At 68.6% G+C, this 20,375-nt stretch carries 14 protein-coding genes; 5 read left to right on the forward strand and 9 right to left on the reverse strand.

Features of this window, described 5'->3' with window-relative positions; translation table 11 throughout:
* Window positions 1-7 precede the first annotated feature (7 nt).
* Entirely contained in the window at window positions 8-1,558 is a 1,551-nt protein-coding gene (locus tag ACK8HH_RS01195) for an acyl-CoA carboxylase subunit beta (protein WP_006897121.1), read from the forward strand.
* A gap of 41 nt (window positions 1,559-1,599) precedes the next feature.
* Here the strand turns inward: ACK8HH_RS01195 and ACK8HH_RS01200 are convergent, their stop codons facing one another.
* The 4 genes from ACK8HH_RS01200 to ACK8HH_RS01215 form a co-directional block, all read right to left on the reverse strand.
* Window positions 1,600-3,078: an HNH endonuclease signature motif containing protein gene (locus ACK8HH_RS01200; RefSeq protein ID WP_278125775.1), complete on the reverse strand. Its 1,479-nt coding sequence runs from the start codon at window positions 3,076-3,078 to the stop codon at window positions 1,600-1,602.
* Window positions 3,079-3,243: 165 nt separating this feature from the next.
* Window positions 3,244-3,846, reverse strand: coding sequence for a PIN domain-containing protein (locus ACK8HH_RS01205; protein WP_006897119.1), 603 nt, complete (start codon window positions 3,844-3,846; stop codon window positions 3,244-3,246).
* Window positions 3,847-3,920: 74 nt separating this feature from the next.
* Complete coding sequence (locus ACK8HH_RS01210; RefSeq protein WP_006897118.1) at window positions 3,921-4,331, reverse strand: helix-turn-helix domain-containing protein; 411 nt, start codon at window positions 4,329-4,331, stop codon at window positions 3,921-3,923.
* Window positions 4,332-4,437: 106 nt separating this feature from the next.
* Window positions 4,438-4,905 (reverse strand): DUF2231 domain-containing protein, encoded by a 468-nt coding sequence (locus ACK8HH_RS01215; protein ID WP_006897117.1) that lies wholly within the window; start codon window positions 4,903-4,905, stop codon window positions 4,438-4,440.
* A 144-nt stretch (window positions 4,906-5,049) separates the two neighbouring features.
* Here ACK8HH_RS01215 and ACK8HH_RS01220 point away from each other — a divergent pair, with 144 nt between their 5' ends.
* A complete protein-coding gene (locus ACK8HH_RS01220) occupies window positions 5,050-5,784 on the forward strand; it encodes a VIT family protein (RefSeq protein WP_006897116.1) in 735 nt (244 codons plus the stop codon).
* An 8-nt stretch (window positions 5,785-5,792) separates the two neighbouring features.
* Here the strand turns inward: ACK8HH_RS01220 and ACK8HH_RS01225 are convergent, their stop codons facing one another.
* A complete protein-coding gene (locus ACK8HH_RS01225) occupies window positions 5,793-6,473 on the reverse strand; it encodes a TetR/AcrR family transcriptional regulator (protein WP_278125778.1) in 681 nt (226 codons plus the stop codon).
* Between the two features lie 57 nt (window positions 6,474-6,530).
* Here ACK8HH_RS01225 and ACK8HH_RS01230 point away from each other — a divergent pair, with 57 nt between their 5' ends.
* Complete coding sequence (locus ACK8HH_RS01230; protein ID WP_278125781.1) at window positions 6,531-8,027, forward strand: MFS transporter; 1,497 nt, start codon at window positions 6,531-6,533, stop codon at window positions 8,025-8,027.
* A 148-nt stretch (window positions 8,028-8,175) separates the two neighbouring features.
* Window positions 8,176-8,496, forward strand: a complete 321-nt coding sequence (locus ACK8HH_RS01235; protein WP_045539212.1) for a putative quinol monooxygenase — start codon at window positions 8,176-8,178, stop codon at window positions 8,494-8,496.
* Between the two features lie 61 nt (window positions 8,497-8,557).
* On the opposite strand, the gene ACK8HH_RS01240 is transcribed toward ACK8HH_RS01235, so the two are convergent.
* The 4 genes from ACK8HH_RS01240 to thpD all read right to left on the reverse strand — a co-directional run bounded on the left by ACK8HH_RS01240 (window position 8,558) and on the right by thpD (window position 19,803).
* Window positions 8,558-11,938 carry an arabinosyltransferase domain-containing protein gene (locus tag ACK8HH_RS01240; protein WP_278125784.1) on the reverse strand — a complete coding sequence of 1,127 codons (3,381 nt, stop codon included), beginning with the start codon at window positions 11,936-11,938 and terminating at the stop codon, window positions 8,558-8,560.
* Window positions 11,935-15,270 carry an arabinosyltransferase domain-containing protein gene (locus tag ACK8HH_RS01245; protein ID WP_006897111.1) on the reverse strand — a complete coding sequence of 1,112 codons (3,336 nt, stop codon included), beginning with the start codon at window positions 15,268-15,270 and terminating at the stop codon, window positions 11,935-11,937. The genes ACK8HH_RS01240 and ACK8HH_RS01245 overlap by 4 nt, the downstream gene beginning before the upstream one ends.
* Before the next feature lie 182 nt (window positions 15,271-15,452).
* Window positions 15,453-18,773, reverse strand: a complete 3,321-nt coding sequence (locus ACK8HH_RS01250) for an arabinosyltransferase domain-containing protein (protein WP_278125786.1) — start codon at window positions 18,771-18,773, stop codon at window positions 15,453-15,455.
* Between the two features lie 88 nt (window positions 18,774-18,861).
* The gene (gene thpD / locus ACK8HH_RS01255; RefSeq protein WP_006897109.1) at window positions 18,862-19,803 is read right to left on the reverse strand and encodes an ectoine hydroxylase; all 942 of its coding nucleotides are present in this window, start codon (window positions 19,801-19,803) and stop codon (window positions 18,862-18,864) included.
* Between the two features lie 82 nt (window positions 19,804-19,885).
* Here thpD and ACK8HH_RS01260 point away from each other — a divergent pair, with 82 nt between their 5' ends.
* The gene (locus ACK8HH_RS01260) at window positions 19,886-20,374 is read left to right on the forward strand and encodes an acyl-CoA thioesterase (RefSeq protein ID WP_231650338.1); all 489 of its coding nucleotides are present in this window, start codon (window positions 19,886-19,888) and stop codon (window positions 20,372-20,374) included.
* The last annotated feature ends 1 nt before the right edge of the window (window position 20,375 follow it).

The raw sequence follows: 20,375 nt of genomic DNA on the forward strand, positions 1-20,375 counted from the left end.
ACACGTAGTGACTGACACGACTGCTGCCAAGCTCGCCGATCTGCGCGAGAAGCTCGAACTGGCGAAGGAACCCGGGGGCGAGAAGGCGATCGCCAAGCGCGCCAAGAAGGGCATCCTGTCGCCGCGCGCACGGCTGGAGTTGCTGTTCGACCCGGGGACCTTCGTGGAGGTCGGTGCGCTCGCCAAGATGCCGGGAGCCGGGGAGACCGGTTACGGCGACGGCGTGGTGACCGGTCACGGGCTGGTCCACGGACGGCCGGTGGCCGCCTTCAGTCACGACCAGACCGTGATGGGCGGCACCGTCGGTGAGATGTTCGGCCGCAAGGTGTCGGCGCTGATGGAGTGGGCGGGCAAGCTCGGTTGCCCGATGGTCGGTATCAACGACTCGGCCGGCGCCCGCATTCAGGACGCCGTCACATCGCTGGCCTGGTACGCCGAGATGGGACGCCGCAACGACCTGCTGTCGGGTCTGGCGCCGCAGGTCTCGGTGATCCTCGGCAAATGCGCGGGCGGCGCGGTGTACACGCCTGCCAACACCGACATCCTGGTGGCGGTCGAGGACAAGAGCTACATGTTCGTCACCGGGCCCGACGTCATCAAGCAGACCACGGGTGAGGAGATCTCGGCCGAAGACCTCGGCAGCGCCCACAACCAGGCGCGGTGGGGCAACATCCACCACATCGCACCGGATGAGGCGGCGGCATTCGAGTGGGTCCGCGAGTACCTGCAGTACATGCCGTCGAGCGCACACGAGGAGCCGCCGATCATCAACCCGGGTCTGGAGCCGGAGATCACGGAGTCGGACCTCAGCCTCAACACGTTCATGCCCGACAACGACAATGCCGGCTACGACATGCGGGACATCATCATCCGACTGTTCGACGACGGCGCCTTCCACGAGGTCGGGGAGTTGTTCGCCCCGAACATCCTCACCGGCTACGCGCGAGTGGACGGTCGGAGCGTCGGCGTGGTCGCCAATCAGCCGAGCGTCATGGCGGGAACCCTCGACACCGACTCGGCGGAGAAGGCGACGCGCTTCGTCCGGATCTGCAACGCCTACAACATCCCGCTGATCTTCCTCGTCGACACCCCCGGCATCCTGCCGGGCCTGGTGGAGGAGCAGAAGGGGACCATCCGGCGGTCGGGCAAGTTCCTCTACGCCTACGTGGAGGCCGACGTTCCGAAGATCACCGTGGTCTTGCGCAAGGCCTACGGCGGCGCGTATGCGGTGATGGGCTCCAAGCAGCTGGGCGCCGACATCAACTTCGCTTGGCCGACGGCCAAGATCGCCGTCATGGGTGCGGAGTCGGCAGCGGCCGTGCTGACCCGCAAGCAGACCGAGGGTCTGTCGGCCAACGACGCCGACAAGGTCCGGCAGGACTTCATCGCCTTCTACAACGCGATGATGGCGACCCCGTACCTCGCCGCGGAGAAGGGGTACGTCGACGCGGTCATCGAACCCGCGCAGACTCGACTCCAACTCCGCAAGGCGCTGGCACAGCTGCGCGACAAGCAGGTGCTGCGGAACCCGCGCAAGCACTACTTGATGCCGATCTAGCGATCGGTATCCTTCCGGCCGCGGCCGGTCTCTGCTCGTGGTCAGGCGGCCAGGAGGGTGTCGAGGTAGTTCTCGATGCGAGATTCGCTGGGTTCGGGCGGCGGTTGGGGTTCGTGGTCCGGGAGTAGTTCGGCGTGGTGGATCTGGTTGATCCGCCATCCGGGCGGTCTTGTCCCGCCGCGGCTGGTGTTGCCGCTGGGTCGCCAGGCGACTCTGCCGGCGTGGGGTCCGTCGATCAGGATCGTGGTCTGCCATTGGCCGGGGCGGGGTCCGACGGAGCGATTGTGGCGTCCGCATGCGGCGCCGAGGTGGTCGATGTCGGTGGGTCCGCCGTCGGCCCAGTCGGGGAAGTGATGGGCTTGGGTGCGGGTGAACGGGGCCGCGCAGCCGGGGGCGGTGCAGCCGCGGTCGCGGGCGAAGAGCATCAACCGCTGTGCCCGCGACGCGAGCCGGCGTCCCCGTCCGAGGTAGAGGGCTTGTCCGGTGTGGGCGGAGAAGACGGCCAGGTGCGGGGTCGCGGTGGCGGCGACTTCGATCAACTCCGTCACCGGCAGCCGGGTCCCGGTCGCGGTCAACGCGATCCCGGCGTGCTCGGCCAATTCGTGGTCGGTGACGGTGATGACCAGATCACCCGACCGCCGACCACCCCCAGCACCAGTGTGGGAGGCGCGCAGCAGGGCTTGCAGACCGTCGTGGGTGCGCTGCCCGGGTGTGCGGGTATCGCGTTCGACGGCGGCGGCGAGGGCGGCCGGGTCGGCCGATTCGACGGTCCCGGATGGGGAGTCGGGGTCGTCGGGGTTGTTCATTCCCGGTGCGGCCCACGACGGCAGTGCGGCTTCCATTTCCGCCCGCAGGGCCGGGGTGAGGTAGCCGCGGACTTTGCTCATCAGCCGCAGATCCTGCGGCAGGATCGTGAAGCCGCGCAGGCGTTTGCGGTCGCGTTCGTCGGTGACGGTTCCGTCCGGGTCCAGGTGTGCGAGCAGTCGGATGCCGGCGGTGCGGACACCGGCCGGACTCAGCTCGCGGGCGACCCAGGCCAGCTGTGCCTCGGCGCGTGCTCGGGTGTCGGCGTCGATGGCGGTGGGGATCTTGTCCATAACGGCGTCGATTTCGCGGACGTGGTCGGCGCCGATCGCTCCCTCGCCGACCGCGACCGCGGTCGCCGGCAGTACCGGTGGGCGGGTTTGGCCTTGTAGGTCGGTGAATCGTCCGATGCCGGCGGCGCTGACGCGTCGGGATCGGGCGGCACCGTCACCGAGCCGTAACCCCTGCGCCAGGTACTGGTGCACCGATAGGTATCCGGCTTTGCGATAGGCGCCGCGGTCGGAGACCTCCACCAGCACCGCGGCGTCGACACCGTCGAGACGACGATGAGTACGTTCCAATGTCTCGACGGTTTCCAGCAGGGTGTCTTCGGGGACCGCGGACAGTGGCAGGGACGCGAACTTGGTTGCCGCAGCTTCCAACAGGCGGGCGAGGGCGGCCGGGTCGTCCGGGAGCAGCACTTCTGACGTGACCATCGAACCCACCCCCTTTCGACCTGCACAGTGTCCGAGAACACTCCTGCTGTGTTTCTATGTTCGAATCTTACCGATCCCCTCTGACAACGAGCGCACTCATTGGCTGACGAGAGGGGACCAGGAGGGAATGAGAGACTCGCCTGCCCAGCGGGCAATCAGTGCGGGTCAGGTCGAGGACGACGCGCGGGATAGCGCTTCCGCGACAGCCGGGGCTTGCATCATCGCGCGGATCGCGGCGGCAAAGGTCGGGGCTTGAGCGGCCTCGAGGCGATCGGCGAGGTTGAACGGTCTGCCGAGACGGCAATGGTAGGTGATCTGGTCGAGTAGAGCCTCGCGGACGGTGGCGATTGCGTCCCGATGGACGAGCATCAGGAAGTCGTCGGGGGTATATACCTCGTATCCGAGACGTTCGTCGTTCGCCTCGGCGAACCGGTGGAATCCTCGATCGTTGGTGACGACGTATTGTATGCGGCCGTGCTCAGCCGCGGCGTGCAGATGCGCGTCGTACTCATCGGTGTACTCAAACGCCGAGTCGACCTCGTATCCCTCGATCCGACCGTGCACCGCGACTTTGATGATCCGTTGTCGGACGCCGCCGACCTGGTGATCGGAGTAATGCGGGTGATTCTTGCGCAGGTGGTAAACCAGTTCGGCGAGCACATCCTCGGTCCAGCGCAGGTGGAACAGCGGCGGACCTGATCTCGCGGCGAGGAGACAAATCCAGTCCCGAAGTGTTCGCGAATAAAGCACGTTCGCATCCGGCAGCACGTTCGGCACTCCTGAAGTCACTCAAGTCACAATAGATCCCGTGCGGGACAGAGTCGCCGACAGGAGGTGCCGTGTCAGTAGTCTAGGTCCTCCGCCTGCTCGAACTCGCGTAGCTCCCACAACGCTGCCCGCTGTTGCTCACGCAGCCGGTCTCGGTAGGCGAGAACGTCGGACGTGTTCAGTCGAGTGTGGGTGCCGACCTTGTGCGCAACTATCTGTTCATCTCGAATCAGCTTCATCAATGTCGGTCGTGACATGCCGAGTAGGTCTGCCGCGGCGGTGGTCGTCAGCTCATCCGGCATCGATCCCACGGTTACCGTCCCGCCGGCGGCGACGATCCGGAGCACCTCAATAAGGACTCCAGCCAATTCTGCCGGCACCGCCGCACGCAGGGCCGCCAGATCGACTGCACTGGCTTGCGACACTTGGTCTGACGTCACGGTCACTGTGGTCTTTCCGACGCCCCGATCGATCACTGCACTCATCGCTACACACCTCCCAGTCGTTGTCTCGACACTAAACCAGTTGCACTTATAAGTGAAACTGGTTTTCTGCAATCCGACTCTGTCGGGCAGCTGAGCCGCCGCGAGACTAACCGCCCCACACCGCGCGGGCACCGCTGTCGCCGACGAGCACCACCATCACCAGCGAGGCGATCGCCGCTGCGACGACCGCGACTCGCACGACGGCGTCGACGACTCCGATAGTTTTGTCCGACAGCGGAATCCGTTCGGTGACGAATGGATACCGCAGCAGTTGGAGCAGGGCGATCAGCCCGAACAGCGGACCGACCGCGAGGATCAGCTCGTCGCCGAGCTGGGTGTGCTGCTCCAGCTGAGGAGTCGAGCCGACCTTCTTTTCCAATGCCTCACCAGCGGATGTGGTGATCGGCACGGCGATCAACGTGACGAGTGCGAGGATCGACGGGAAGACGCCGAGGGCGATCCGGGCCCTGGGCCATACGGCGATGGCGATCGCCACCAGTGCGGTGACTGGAACCGCGACCACGACGAAATGTACGAGAAGCGGGTGCGCGGGCAGCCCGTTGATGGTGTCCATGCGAGTGAATCTACGGTGTCGGCGGGAACCGGTCAGGACGCGCGGCCGGACTCTACGGAAGTTCACGGGTAACCCTCGGCTCACACTTCTCAGCCCTGCCAAACCTTGCTTGCCGGGACGCTGACCAGCTGCGACCATGGATTCATGACGACGGAGACGAGGCCGACGCCCGACGGCGGGCATGCCGACGAGCCCCACACCGGCGCGCTGGCGAGCCGGCTCAACTGGTTGCGCGCCGGAGTCCTGGGCGCCAACGACGGCATCGTCTCGACGGCGGGCATCGTCGTCGGCGTGGCCGCGGCGACCGCCGACCGCGGTCCGATCTTCACCGCGGGGATCGCGGGCCTCGCGGCGGGCGCGGTGTCGATGGCGCTGGGGGAGTACGTGTCGGTGAGCACGCAGCGCGACACCGAGGCGGCGATGCTCGCGAAGGAGAAATGGGAGCTGCGGAACCAGCCCGAAGAAGAACTCGAGGAACTGGCGGGCATCTACGAGAAGAAGGGCATGTCACCGGAGACGGCGCGGCGGGCCGCCGCCGAGCTGAGCGACCGGGACGCCTTCGCCGCCCACGCTGAGGCCGAACTCGGAATCGATCCGCACGAACTCACCAACCCGTGGCAGGCCGCGTTCTCATCGGCGGTGTCGTTCACCGTGGGAGCACTGCTTCCGCTGATCGCGATCCTGGTACCGCCCGCACAGTGGCGCATCCCTGTGGCGGTGGTCGCGGTGCTTGTGGCACTGGCGGCCACCGGGGTCCTCGGTGCGTACCTCGGCAAGTCGTCGCCGTGGCGGCCGACACTGCGGATGGTGATCGGTGGCGGCATTGCGATGGCGGTGACATACGGCATCGGTTCGCTGGTCGGGACCGCCGTCGGGTGAGGTGGGGCTTACGTCTGGGACTGCACCGACTGAAGCAGCCCGTCGACCAGCGCGGCCAGGCCCTCGCGATACGTGTCAGCCGAAGTGAGTGACGCCCAGCGGTCGGCGGCCTGTGCGAGTCTCGGTAGTTCGCTGCGATCGAGGTCGGCGAAGACCTGATCGCGGAAGGTGGTGCGGCGGTCGTCCGACCGCCGGCGCGCCGCGGTGGTCTTCACGACGATCTCACCCGCCGTGTAGTACCAGATCGACCGATACCCGCGGACGGCTTGATCGAGCGTCAGGCCGGCCTGCACGAGACCGTCGACGATCTGTTCGACGAACCAGAGAGCCGAGGTCGAGAGCAGATCGTCGGCGGTCAGCACTTCCACGATCCACGGGCAGCCGACGAGGGCCTCGTGGATCGCGTCGGCCCCGGACAGGACGCGATCGCGCGCCCGCTCCGGCGGTTCGAATCGCCGCAGGTTCTGCGCGGCGTAGTCGTCCAACAGCATCACCAGCAACTCGTCCTTGTTCCGGACGTGGTGGTAGACCGCCATCGGCGCGCTTCCCATCTCCGACGCCAGCCGCCGCATCGTCAGGCGGTCCACACCGTCTTCGTCGACGATGCGGCGCGCCGCGTCCAGGATCTCCGAGAGCGATATCCGTGGTGGCCTGCCTGTGCTCTTTCGGGGAACTGAAGGTTGCGCCATGCCCCTCATCATTCCTCAGGGGTCGACAATCGAGGGGCGCGCCGTTAGTTTTTATACATGTACAAAAACAGGATCGGGAAGCCGACGGTGGTGCTCGCCGCGGCCTGCTTCGCTCAGTTCATCGTCGCTCTGGACATGTCCGTCGTCACCGTCGCGCTCCCGACCATCGGGCTCGACCTGGGTTTCGCTCCGCTCGATCTGTCGTGGGTGGTGCACGTGTATGCCCTGGTCTTCGGCGGACTGTTGCTGCTGGGCGGACGCGCCTGCGACCTCTACGGCCGCCGCCGGGTCTTCGTCGCGGGACTGATCGTGTTCGGCGTCTGCTCCCTTGCCGGCGGCGCGGCGCACGCGCCGTGGCAGTTGATCGCGGCCCGTGCCGGTCAGGGCCTCGGTGCCGCGGCGGTGGCACCGTCGGCACTGGCGATGCTCACCGCTACGTTTCCCGAGGGCAGGGCCCGGGTGCGGGCCCTCGGGGTCTGGAGTGCGGTCAATGCGGCCGGCGGCGCGCTGGGGGTGCTCGCGGGCGGACTCTTGACCGAGTACGCCGGCTGGCGCTGGGTCATGCTGGTCAACATTCCGATCGTGATGACGGCGCTCGCGCTCATCCCGCTCGGGGTGCCTGCCGGAGAATCGTCCGCACGGGGTCAGCGGCTCGATTGGCCGGGCGCGCTCGCCGCGACCGCCGTTGCCGTACTTCTGGTGCTCGGCGTCGTGCGCGCCGACACCGTCGGCTGGGGATCAGCGATCACGATCGCGACGCTGGCCACCGCGGGGCTGCTCCTGGCGGGTCTGATCGTGATCGAGGCGAAGTCTGCCGCACCGCTGCTGCGTCCGGGTCTGCTCGCCGACCGGTGGGTCTCGGGCGCGAACATCATCGTCTTCCTGGCAGCTGCCGGGCAGTTCGCGGCGTTCTATCTCGTATCGCTGTACATGCAGAACATCCTCGGCCTGAGCGCGGGGACCACAGGAGTGGCGTTCCTGCCCTTCACGGCCGGACTGATCGCCGGGACCGTCGTCGCCGTCCGCATCACGGCGGCGCACTCGCCGCGAACCGCGCTGGTGCCGGGGGCAGTGGTGGCGGCGGCCGGACTCTGCTGGTTCGCCACGATCGATCCAGGTGGCAGCTTCATGGTCGATGTGCTCGGCCCGTCGATCCTCACCAGCGTCGGTGTCGGCCTGGTCCTGGCGCCGGTCGCGACCGCCGCGACAACCGGCGTCGCTCCGCACGAGGCGGGCATGGCCTCCGGACTCATGAACAGTTCCAGGCCACTGGGCGGTGCAGTCGGAGTGGCAGCCCTCGCCACCATCGCAGCGCACCGATCGGGGACGTCGGTCGACCCCGTGGCGGTGAGTGGCGGCTACGCCCTGGGGCTGGCTGTGGCCGCCGGGTTGTTCGCCCTGGCGGCAGTGGCGGCGATCGTGCTCTTGCCGCGCCGCACGCCTTGGCGGACGCGCACCGTCACGCCGCTCGTGGAGGCCGCGGCGCGTGACCGCAGCGATGCGAACGAGAAGGGCGATACGAACGACAAGAGACTGGAAGGAACACCCTCATGACGATTGACGCGATCGACCTGTTCACCTTGGCCCGGCACGAGAAGCGCACCGACTGCCGTTGACCTCCGGGCGCCGCGATCCGTGGCCGGTACAGGCGGGACGACCGATAATGGGATCGGCAATCGTCCCAACTCCAGACAGGACCCGCATGTACTTCATCGTCGTCAAATTCCAGGTCAAGCCCGACAGCGTCGACCGGTTCCCAGAGGTGGTGGCCGAATTCACCGCGGCCACGCGAGCCGAGCCGGGGAACCTGTGGTTCGAGTGGTCGCGCAGCCTGGACGATCCGTCGGAGTACGTGCTCGTCGAGGCCTTCACCGACGAGGGAGCGGGCCCGCACGTCTCCAGCGACCACTTCGCCGCGGGATTGGAGGCGATGCGCCCGCACCTCGTCTCGACCCCGAAGATCGTCTCCCGTCAGGTCGACGGCGACGGCTGGGACGAGATGGGTGAGCTGCGGATCGACTGAGAACGCCGCGGCCCGCGGCTGCCGGTCCGATCCGCTGCTCACCACTCTCCCGAGCGGAGCCTCAGTAGCCCTTCGAGCGCATCGGCGCGGGGTTGTACAGTCCGCTCACCTGATGCGACCCGTGAACCATCTCGGCGGGCTCGGCGTCGACCACCATCGCGTACCGTTCCAGGCCGCCCCAGTCGCGGCCCCAGTTGTTGCGCAGGTACGTCGGCACCAGCGTGCCCTTGAGCAGTCCGTCGGTGATGCCGAGCGGACCGCCGTTGACGCCCGCCGACCAGGTCTGGCTGTTGCGCTTGGTGGCGTCGGCGTCGGGCATGATGCGCCAGTCCGGGATCTCGAGAATTCCATAGCTGACGGCCATCGGCCGCTGGCACGGGAACACCAGTCCCGGCATCCAGTCGATGAACACCGGGTCGGTCCGCCCGACGACGTCGTTCAGGGTGCGCAGTGCGGGCACGCGCGGCGGCGTGAACGCCACCCATTCGTTGACCGCGGCGGCGTCGTCGAGCACGCTGAGCCGGACCACATCGGCGCGCGGCGGTGCGTCGGCGAACGCGAACCGCATGTTGCGCCAGTACTTCTGCTCCATCGCGTCCACCGGCGTCAGCGCCCGGCCCAGCGGGGTCACCCGGCCGTTCGCCTCCCGGCGGCCGAACTGTGCGGTCAGTTTCCGTCCGGGGGTGAGGGCGCCCAGGCCGTTCACCGCCTCGATCGAACCCGCCGCGGCGACGGTCAGCAGCGGTTTGTCGGCCGGGGCGCGGCCCGCCTCGAAGCCGAGGTCGTACCAGCCGGTGGTCACCGAGTTGACACCCGGCGAGCCGTAGCTGCCGAGCACCGGGGTGGTCGCCGGATCGAGCCCGTAGGGCAGCCGGACGGCGCTGGTGGGTGCCGTCGGCTCGGCGCCCACCGGATTCTGCTCGGTGTCGTCCGTGCCGTTGTCGGCGGTGTCCGCGGTCGCGGCGCCGCCCCCGGCGGTCGGGGGTGCGGTCGCCGGATCGGTGTCCTCGTCGGTTCCGTCCTTCTCCTCCAGCGGATCGATGAACGTTCCGGCCGGGATGCCGTCTCGAGTGAAGCCGACGTTCTGGCCTGAGAGGGCCGCGCGCGGCGTCGGCGCGGGATGTCCGTCGACGGCCGCCGGATGCAGAATCGCGGCGTTCGGATCGTCCTCGACGAGGACGTCGTTGGCCAACCCGCACTCGTCGCCGGTGAGCGCGCGCACATTCGACTTGGCCCACGACCAGCTGTCGCGCTGCACCCAGGCGCCCTTGACGAAGGAGCCGAGCATGAAGACGACCAGCAGTCCGGCGATCACCGGCAACGGCGAGAACTTGAACCGAGCCAAGCCGGTACGGACGGTGCCGGTGCGGGTCGCGTCGTCGACGTAGTCGTCACGGAAGTGGTACCACAGACCCACCGCGGCGGTGAGAACGGCGAAGAAGAGCACGATCCAACTCAGCTTGATCCCGCCCAGGGCCACCGGGCGGTCCCACCAGGGAACGCCGTAGCTTCCGACGTACCACCACATGTTGGTGCCCGCCGCCGACACCGCCGTCACCAGCAACACGGCCGACGCGAAGAATGCGCGGTTGCGCCGCGAACGGAGCAGGGCCGGGGCCATCATCGCCGCCACGCCCGCACAGAGCGCCGCGCCGATACCCGCGTAGATGCCGAAATGGTGCGTCCACTTGGTCGGGGTGAAGGAGGTGAAGAACATCGTGCCGATGATGACGGCGACCAGCCTCCACATCGGAGCCCGCGCGATGCCCTGCGGCGATCGCCTCGACGCGAGCCGGAAGATCGCGATCACCAGCGCCAGGATCATCATCAGGATGCCGAAGCGGCGTGGGAAGGTGCCGTCGCCGGTCTGCAGGATCAGGTAGTAGTAGCGGACCGGTTCCTGCCACCACTGTTCGGTGGGGCCGACCTCGCCCGCCACCTTGTTGCCCTCCAGCAGCGGTGCGAGCGCCTGCGCGTAGAAGATCATGAACAGCACGGCCGTGCCCGCCGCCAGCAGCGGCGCGATCATCGGGAGCAGTCCGTCGCGCCTGCGCCGGTCGACGATCGTCTTGACGATCCCGCGCAGGCCCGCCACCAGGGCGGCCGCCGCCATCAGACCGCCCGGCGCGAGAGCCAGGGTGAAGGCCGCGGCGATCGCGGCGATCGCGTAGGGCAGCAGCCGCCGAGTGGCGATCGCGCGCTCCACGCAGCACCAGGTCAGCAGCGCGCCCACGGCTTCGGCCGGTTCCGGGCGGATGCCGTTGTTGTACGGCATCCAGATGGTGAGGAACACCATCGCGCCGGTCCAGACGGCCGCCGAACTGTTGCGCACCGACCGACCCAGCCGGGGGATCACCTCCCGGCTGATGAGCCACCAGCCGAGCAGACCGAACAGCAGGCTCGGCAGACGCAGCCAGGGGGTGGCGACCGAGATGTGCGTCATCCACGACAGGACTTGGAAGTGCCAGCCGAACGGGTCCTGCGGGACGCCGAAGTACCGGAAGTAGTTGTCGGCGTAGCCGGCCTCGCTCGTGATCCGGGCGACGGTGATGTTGTAGCCGTCGTCGGAGGTGTTGCCGCCGATCAGCCACCACACGGCCAGGACGAGGAAGACGGCGACGTCGGGGCCTCGGATGGTGAACCATCCGGCGGGGAGGAACCGCTTGTGCCCGCGGCCGTCCCGTGCGTCGAGCACCCCGAGCGCCAGCAACGACAACAGTGTCGCGATGATGCCGACGATGATCGCCGCCAGCTTGAGCGGCGTGGGGGAGTTGATGAAGCGGGTGTCGACGGTCGCGTTCAACGACAGACCGTCGCGTGAGACGTCACGGGGCAGATCGGAGAACACTCCGAGGATCTGCGGCCGCATGTCCGGATCGTCGGTGCGGTAAGACGTGCTGTCGCCGGGCGCGACACCCTCGATCGATGCGGTGACGCCGTCGCCGTCGCCCGTCATCACGAAGCGGCAGCCGGGGTCGCTCTGCGCCGCGGCGCGGTCAGTCGAGAGCAGCACCACGTCGCGCACGATCATGCTGATCGACTTGTCGGTGGCGCGGACGAACAACCCGCGCGCGGTGGCCTGACGTCCCTGCCTGGGCACGGTCGACATCAGGACGCCGCCGTCGGCGGGCAGACTCCGGGCCAGTGAACACGGCACGGAGACGTCCATCGAGGTCGGGACGTACGAGACCATCGGCGCGGTGACGTTGGTGACCGCGTCGTTCTGCGGCCAGTGCAGCTCCGACGTCTTCTGATCGATCGGCAGGATGGGCGTCAGCGCCGCGAGCACGAAGCCGAGCAGACCGGCCACCGCGGCGACCAGCTTGGCGTTGCGGTAGTCGCGCGTCTTCAGCCGACGCAGGCGGCCGGTCGCTCCGGCCTCGGCGGTCTGCGGAGAATCGTTCACGGTCACCGTTTCTTCATTCCCGTCACGCTCGGTCATTTACTCGGCTCCACCCGGATCGACCCGGTTCGCGTCCAGCCCCAGGTGCGCACCGGATCGGTGACGATGGCGGCGGGGACCGCGCCCGGGCTGAGCGGGAACTCCTTCTCCAGCGAGCCCCAGTCCTGATGCCAGTCGTCGCGCAGATACGTCGGGACGGTGACTTGCGACGTGGCGCCCTCGGTGACGGCGAGCAGACCGCCCGAATTGGCGGCCATCCAGGTCTTCGACTGGGAGTTGGCCGTCACGTAGTCGGGCAGGATGCGCCAGTCGGGGACCTCGGCCACACCGTGCCGGATCGCCAGCGGTCGCTGGCACGGGAAGTGCGCGGCCACCGGGAAATCGATCAGCACCGGTGCGGTGGAGCCGACCAGCTCCTGCAGGGTCTGCAACTTGGGGGCGCGCGGCGGCGTGATGCCGATGAATTGCATCGGGCCCAGGTTGGTGTCGGCCAGCACCAGGCGCATCACCTCGGCCTGCGGCGGCACCTGCGTCATCGGAACGCGCAGGTTGCGCCACGGCCGGTTGGGAATCACCGGTCCGGGATCGATCGGAACGACCTCCGGGCCCACTTGCACGAACGAGCCGCCCGGGCCCTTCTTGCCGAACTGGACCACCAGCTTCTGTCCGAAGGTCGGCACGCCGTCGGCGTCGATGGTCGAGACCGCGCCCGCGGTGGCGAAGGCGATCAGCGGCGACGCGTCGCGCGCCGGGAGCTCGTACCAGCCGGTCGTCAGATGTGCGTTGGCGTTGTACCCGTAGCTGCCCAGCACCGGGGTGGTCTTCGGATCGAGACCGAAGGGCAGCAGCGCCGTCGAGCCGTTCACCGTCTTCGGGCCGACGCCTCCGGTGGTGCCGGCGCCGAGACCGCCGATGATGGCGAAGGGCTTGGAGGTGGAACCGCCCACGTGCATCTGACCGGCGCGGGAACTGCGGGTGTCCGGAGAGAGGTCGTCGGGGATGCCGTCCGGGGTGAACCCGACCGGATCGGCGCCGGTGAGCGCGGCGGTCGGCGACGCGCCGCCGGCCGGGGTCAGCATGTTCGCGTTGGGATCGGGTTCGGCGAGAACCTGATCGGCCATACCGCAGGTGTTCCCGGTCAGCGCGTCGACGTTGTTGGAGGCCACGGTCATCGCCGGGTGACGGATGACCACGGCGCGGCCGAAGGCCAGGATGGTGGCCACCACCATCAGGGAGGCGATCACCAGGAGCGGCGTGGACGCGAGGGCGATCCGGCGCTTGTCGGCGGGGCTGTCCGGGACGCCCTCGGCGTGATGGGCGAGCCCCTTGTTGGCGATGTAGTCGTTGCGCAGATGCAGCCAGAGGGTGACGGCGACGGCCACCACGGCCAGCGCGAGCAGGATGGTGGAGACCTCGAAACCGGCGGCCACCGGTGCGATGTTGAACCACGGGATGCCCAGGTTGTACGCGTACGGCCAGGCATTGGTGCCCGCGGCCGCCGCGGCGAGTGCGAACAGCAGTCCCGCGGTCAGCGCGGACAGATTCCGCAGCGAACGGGCGCCGCTCTGTGCGATCGCGATCGCCGCGAGCGCGGCGAGGGCCGATCCGAGACCGGTGAGCACGCCGAACTGGATCGTCCACTTGGTGGGCGTGCCGAACAGCAGCATCAGGGTGACGCCGAAAGCGCCGATCATCCGCCAAGCGGGCGAGGTGGCGACGCCCTTGATGCCGCCTCGGCGCAGGAGCACGGCGGCGACCAGGAACGCGGCGACGAATGTCAGCAGTACCGGGATCCGGCGGGCGAGCGCGCCGTCGGGGGTGCCGACGGACAGGAAGTAATAGCGCAGGAACTCCTGGTGCCACGGCACGATGGGGCCCGTCTGGTAACGGATCTTCATCGCCTCCAGCACGGTCATCAGCGTCTGGTCGCGGAACACGACGACGGCGACGACGGTCCCGGCGGCGGCGATGGGAGCCAAGAGTGCGAGCAGTCCCGATTCGCGCCGGCGGTCGATCAGAACGTGCAGCATCGGGCGTGCGGCGACGAGGAGGATCGCCACACCGACCACGCCCTGGGGCGCGAGTGCGAGGGTGAGTCCGGCAACGGTCGCGGCGAGTGCGGCGGGCAGGATCCGCCTGCGGGTGATGGCCGACTCGGTGGCCCACCAGGTGAGCAGCGAACCGAGGACGATGATCGCCTCGCCGCGCAGACCCGAGCAGAAGGGCAGCCAGAAGGCGAGGAAGACCGCGCCGACCGTCCACTCGGCCCATGCGTTCCTCGCGACGGCCTTGCCGAAGTGGGGGAGCACCACGCGAGAGAGGATCAGCCACGACGCGACGCCGGCGACGAGCTGCGGAATGTGCATCCACAGGATGGTCGGAGAGACCTTCGCCCACAGGGCGAGGAAACTGTAGTACCAGTCGAACGGTGCCTCGGCGATGCCGTAGAACCGGTAGTAGTTCGACATGTAGCCGGCCTCGCCCGCGGTGCGGCCCATGTTGAGGATGTAACCGTCGTCGGGAGCGCCGGCGCCGAGGAAGGTCCACAGCAGCAGCACGCCGCTGACGACCAGGTCGTAGACCTTGGGACGCAGTCGCGACAGCCGGGAGCCGCTTCGTGCGATGAGGGCGCCGGTGTGGCCGTGGATGCGGTCGAGGCACCAGAGTGCGAACAGTGCGACGAGAGTCGCGAGCACGGCGATCACCATCGCGGCGATCTTGGCCGCCGAGGCGTGGCTCTCGTAACGGTCGTCGATGACGATTCGGGAGCGGATTCCGTCACCTGCGGCCTTCACCTGCGCGGCGGTGAGCGAGGTGAACAGGCCGTCGATCTGCGGGCGCGTGTCGGGTTCGAGGATCTTCGCCGGACCGAGACCGACGAACTGCGCCCCCGTCGCGGTCGCGGAGGAGAAGATGTGCAGACGCTCGCATCGACCCGAGGCGATCTCGCCCCGATCGGCGACTGCGGCCAGATTGCTGCGGAACAGAACCGACACCGCGGAATCGGTAGCGGTGACCGTGAGGGCCTTGCTCGCGGCCTTCTGCGCGCCGGGCGGCATCGTCGACAGCACGGTGGTCTTGCCTGCGGGTAGCTGCGCGAGGACGCGGCAGTCGAGGGTGATGTCGACGTCCTGGGCGGTCTGCGCGATGAGCGGCGCGACGATAGACGGGTTGTCGGGATTCAGTGACTGTCCCTGCGGCCAAGAGATGGTGGCCGACGTGGTCGCCACGGGCAGAAGCGGAGTCACGATCGCAGCCACCACGGCGATGAGGCCCGCCACGATGGCGACCCATCGCGCGGTCGACGCCGTCAGCGGGCTCGAAGGACGGTCGGGCTCGGCGTCCGGCGGAGTGGGAGTCGGGTCTGGCACGCCCTATGACGTTAGTCGACCGGGCTCGGAACGGCCCAAACGTGCCGCGGGGCGTCACATCCGCCCGTTATCCGCCCTTTGTCCCGTGCGGTGGTGGCCTGTTCCTCGTCACCTCTCTTCTCGGCGCCTCTGTTCTCGGCGCCTCTGGTCTCGTCAGGATCCCGCGTATCCGGCTCCGGGTGTCAGTAGCGGATCGGCGCGGGACTCCACAGTCCGCTCCGTACCTTCTCGCTGTAGTCGATCTGGGCGGGCACCGCGGCGTCGTACGGCGTATAGCGTTCGAGAGCTCCCCAGTCGCGGCCGATGTCGTCGCTCAGGTAGGTCGCGACGGTGTCGGCGCGCTGCGACACCTCCAGCCAGCCGAGCGGTCCGCCGCCCAGGGCTCCCTGCCATGCGCTCACCGCGGCCAGGTCGGCGCCGGGACGGACCCGCCACTTGGGGATCTCGGCGACGCCCGCGTGGAAGTCGAACGGGCGCTGGCACGGCACCACCAGACCCGAGGTCCAGTCGACGTGCGTGGGGTCGGAGCTGCCGACGGTCTGCTGCAGCGTCGTCATCTCCGGCAGTCGCGGCGGAGTGACCACGATGAAATGGTCCTTCGCGAGGTCGTTGTCGGTGGCGACGATGCGGACCGCGGTCAGATCGTCGGGCAGCGACGCGGTGTCGATCCGCACGTTCCGCCACGAGGGCCGCGGTCCGGGGTCGATGAGGCCGATCGAGCCCGTCGACTCGATCGCATCGTCCTTGATCCCCGGCGTCAGGCGGGCGTCGGTGTACTCCAGCCGCAGATTCCGCGACGGGAACACGCCCGCGGCAGACAGGGTGATCAGCGGGCGGCTCTTGTAGTCGGCGGGCAGCCGGTACCAGCCCGAGGTCAGCGACGACGGCGTCTGCTCGTCGGCGTCGTAGCTGCCCATCACCGGCGTGCGGGCGGGGTCGAGCTCGAACGGGAGCTGGGCGTGGCTGCCGTTGACGCCCGCGGTCTCGGTGGTGCCGCCGCCGGTGCCCCCGCTGTTCGCAATGAGCAGATCGGGGTCGTAGGCGGCGTCCCGGGCCAGAACTCCGAGCGAACCCGAAGAGGCCTTCGTCTCCACCTCGTCGGGGATGCCGTCCGGCGTGAAACCGGTGGTCGGACCGTTGTCGGAATCGGAGTGCGTCGGCGATCCGGCGAGCGGGTCGGCCAGTGAGGCGTCGACCGGTGTGAGCTGGAAGCGACTCGGATCGGTCTCCACCAGGACTTTGTCGGCCATCGCACACGGACGGCCGGCGAGGGCGGCGAAATTCGATCGCGGCACCGAGAAGGAGTCGCTCTGACGGACTCCCGCCATCGCGGCGGTCGCGATGAGGAAGACCACCAGGACGCCCGCGACGATCCCGAGCGGGGCGGCGGCGATCATGTGGGTCGCGGCGCCGGCCGAGCGGCGCAGCCGTGACGGATGAGCGGGCGGAGCCGGGTGCGGATCGGTGCCGGTGAACGGTTCGCGGAAGTGGAACCACAACGCCAGGCAGAGCAGCGCCAGAGCCGCGTAGAGCAGGATGTCGCCGAGCGGGACGCCGGCGACCATGACCTGCGAGACGCCCCACGGCATACCCCACGCCGAGGCGTAGTAGTACGAGTTCGGTGCAGTCATCGCGAGCGCGGCGACGAACAGGACCAGCGCACCGAAGATCGTCCGATTGCGGCGCGAATGGGTGGCTTGACTGCTCGCGGCGATGGTGGCGAGGGCGGCCAGTGCGGCAGCCAGTCCGGCGAACACGCCGAAGTGATGCGTCCACTTGGTAGGCGTGAACATGAGGAACAGCAGCGAACCGAAGGTGATGCCGACGATGCGCCGCGCGGGTCCGAGAGCGGTTCCGGGAATGCGTGACTTGCGGATGAGGACCGCTCCGGCGACCGTCATGCCGAGCACCATCGCCAGAACCGCGAAGCGCCGGGCGATGCCGCCGTCGGCGGAGAACGCGAACAGCGACGAGTAGCGATCGATCTCGTTGTACCAGTTCAGTGACGGTCCGAGCGCGGTCTTCATCTTCGACGCCTCGCTGAACGCGCGCAGCGTGAGATTGGAGAAGACCACGAAGATCACGAAGGTGCCCGCGGCGGCGATCGGCGCGAGCAGTGCGGCGTAGGCCTGGAACCGGCCGCGGCCGGTGAGCGCGGCGACCTCGATCGCGCGGCGGCGCAGGGCCAGGAACATCGGGCGCGCACCTGCGACGAGGGCCGCGATCGCGAGCACGCCGGTGGGCCCGGCCGCGATGCTGAACGCGCCGGCCGCGCAGGCCACCGCGGCGGGGAGCAGCCTCCCGGTGGCGATGGCGCGTTCCACCGAACACCAGGTCAGCAGGGCGCCGAGGCAGATGATGGGCTCGGGTCGCAGGCCGTTGTTGAACGGGAACCAGGCGACCAGGAAGACCGCGGCGGCGGTCCACGGCACGGCGGGGCGGATGCGTGCCGCGCGTCCCAACCGCGGTATCACCTCGTGACTGATGATGAGCCAGCTGACGATCCCGCAGGCGAGGGCGGGCAGCCGCATCCAGGGGCTCGCGACGCTCACGTGGCTGAGGAGACCGAAGACCTCGTAGTACCAGCCGAACGGTGATTCGGGCGCGCCGAACCACCGGAAGTAGTTGGCGGTGTAGTCGCTGTTCTGGGCCACCCTCGACATCGTCATGAGGTAGCCGTCGTCGGAGGTGTTGGGCCCGATCATGTGCCAGACGGCCAGCAGCCCGATGACGGTGTAGTCGCGAGGGTTCAGCCGCCACCAGCGTGCCGGGAAGATCCGGCGGTGCCCGCGGCGGTCGGTGGCGTCGAGCCGGGCCAACGCGGCCAGCGAGATGAGCGTGCAGAGCACTCCGACGACGATGGCGATCCACTTGGTGATCGTCGGCGCCGTGCTGTAGCGGGAATCGATCACCATGTGGGCATCGAGACCGTCGAGCGTCGACGCCGGGCCGGTGAGCTGGGTGAACAGCCCGGTGACCTGCGGACGCTGGTCGCCGCCGGGGATGTTGCCGGATCCGGTCGCGGCCTCGAGGGGCTCGCCGGATGCGGTGCGCAGGCCGGTGAAGGCCGCGCTGACCTCGTCGGAGGTGGCGCGGACCCGGATCTGTTCGCATGCACTGGAGCGCACCTGCGACAACGGTGCCGACAGAATCGGGATGTTCCGGGTGACGACCTCCACGCTGGGGTTCTCCGAGCCGGTGACCCGCACGAACAGTCCGCGGTCGGTGGCCTTCGGCGCAGAGGGCGAGGTCGTCGAGAACAGCACCGTCTTTCCGGCGGGCAGGGAGCCGACCGCGGAGCACGGAATGTCGACGCTCAGGTTGATCGGTGCGTAGGAGAACAGCGGTGCCGAGACCGATTCCACGACGCCGTGCTGCGGCCAGCTCACTTCCGCGACAGTCTGCTTCACCGGGAGCAGCGGGGTGGCCAGAGCCAGGAGGACGCCCAGTGCGCCGGTGACGATCGCGGTTATCTGGGCGCGTCGGACGGTGAAAGCTGGCACAGGTCGTCATCCTAGCCCGGCGGTTCGCGGTGCCCGCCGCCCCGCCGCCGCGCGCACCGCCGGCCCGATCCGGGCCGGCGGCCGTTCCTCACGCGAACGGTGAATCCGCCAGCGGGGTCAGCGGAGTCACGTCGCGCTCGGCGAGATAGTCCGGCCGCGGTGCGGTGCCCCCGTACGGTTCGCGGGGCGCGTTCTCGACACTGTTGAACACGAGGAACACATTCGCCCGCGGGTAGGGCGAGATGTTGTTACCGGAGGCGTGCATCGAGTTCGAGTCGAAGAAGAGGCCGGCGCCGGCGGCGCCGGTGAACTGCTCGATGCCGTGTTCGTATCCGAGCTCGGTGATGGCGCTCGGCGAGGGGACGCCGACGCGCTGGTCCTGCAGGGACTCGTGGAAATGGCCGTCGGGCGTCTCGCCGATGCAGGGCACGAACGTCCGGTGGGCGCCGGGCATGAGCATCAGGCCGCCGTTGAACGGGAAGTTGTCGGTGAGCGCGATCGACAGGCTCACGGTGCGCGGCGCCGGCAGGCCGTCTTCGGCGTGCCAGGTCTCGAAGTCGGAGTGCCAGTAGAACCCCGTGCCTGCCATGCCCGGCATCGCGTTGATCCGCGACTGGTGGATGTAGACCTCCGAACCCAGGATCTGGCGGGCGCGGTCGAGGATCCGGGGTGTGCGGGCCAGGGCCTCGAAGACCGGGCTGACCCGGTGGACGCGGAAGATCGACCGGATGGCCCCGGACTCCCGTTCACGGATCAGCAGTCCGCTGTCGGCGAGGTCGGCGTCGTCGGTCATCCGGTCGAACTCCGACCAGCACTCCTGCACCTGAGCCGGGGTCAACAGACCGTCTTCGATGTGGAACCCCTTGCGCTCGTACTCGGCGAGCGCCGTCGCCGGGAAGGGACCGGGGGTGGCGCCCCAGACCGTCGGATCGGGCCGGGGAATGGTGTTGATGTCGTGGGTGGCACTGGCGTCGAGCCGCGAGGGGTAGCGGTCGTCGACGGCCTCGTGGGTGCTCCGCGCGGTAGTCAAGGAATCCTCCCTCCAATAGCGGCGGGCCGGACCGGCCCGCGTGTGATGGACCTCCTCCACCGTTACCAGAGTCGGGCGGCCGGTGGGTGAGGCAGTATCGGGAGAGCATCACATCGCCGAGATGCGAAAGGACCGACGATTGATCGCCTACCAGCACCGCGTTCGGTATCACGAGACCGATACGCAGACCTTTCTCTTCAATGCGCGGTACATGGAACTCGCCGATGTGGCGATGACCGAGTGGTTCCGCGCGATCGGCCACCCGTATCCCGGACTGCTGGACGACGGCCTCGACCCATCCGTGGTGAAAGCCGAGATCACCTTCTCCCGGCCCGCGAAGTTCGACGACGTGATCGACGTGGACGTGACGTGCCTGTCAGTGGGCCGGTCGAGTTTCTCCTTGCGGTTCGCGATGAGCAGGGGCGGGGAGCCGGTCAGCGAGGTGCGGCTGGTGTACGTGAACGTCGACACCGCGACGGAGCGGTCCCGCCCGCTGCCGGAGTCGGTCGCGCAGACGCTGCGCGGTCTGGTGGAGCCGTCGCCCACGGCGGCGCACGGCGGTGCCGAGTAGA

This window comes from Gordonia sp. LUNF6 (assembly GCF_047041125.1).
GTDB lineage: Bacteria > Actinomycetota > Actinomycetes > Mycobacteriales > Mycobacteriaceae > Gordonia > Gordonia sihwensis.

Coding starts and splice junctions, on each gene's coding strand:
- ACK8HH_RS01200 (WP_278125775.1), bottom strand. CDS start 3,078: ATGGTCACGTCAGAAGTGCTGCTCCCGGACGACCCGGCCGCCCTCGCC.
- ACK8HH_RS01210 (WP_006897118.1), bottom strand. CDS start 4,331: ATGAGTGCAGTGATCGATCGGGGCGTCGGAAAGACCACAGTGACCGTG.
- ACK8HH_RS01215 (WP_006897117.1), bottom strand. CDS start 4,905: ATGGACACCATCAACGGGCTGCCCGCGCACCCGCTTCTCGTACATTTC.
- ACK8HH_RS01220 (WP_006897116.1), top strand. CDS start 5,050: ATGACGACGGAGACGAGGCCGACGCCCGACGGCGGGCATGCCGACGAG.
- ACK8HH_RS01225 (WP_278125778.1), bottom strand. CDS start 6,473: ATGGCGCAACCTTCAGTTCCCCGAAAGAGCACAGGCAGGCCACCACGG.
- ACK8HH_RS01230 (WP_278125781.1), top strand. CDS start 6,531: ATGTACAAAAACAGGATCGGGAAGCCGACGGTGGTGCTCGCCGCGGCC.
- ACK8HH_RS01235 (WP_045539212.1), top strand. CDS start 8,176: ATGTACTTCATCGTCGTCAAATTCCAGGTCAAGCCCGACAGCGTCGAC.
- ACK8HH_RS01240 (WP_278125784.1), bottom strand. CDS start 11,938: ATGACCGAGCGTGACGGGAATGAAGAAACGGTGACCGTGAACGATTCT.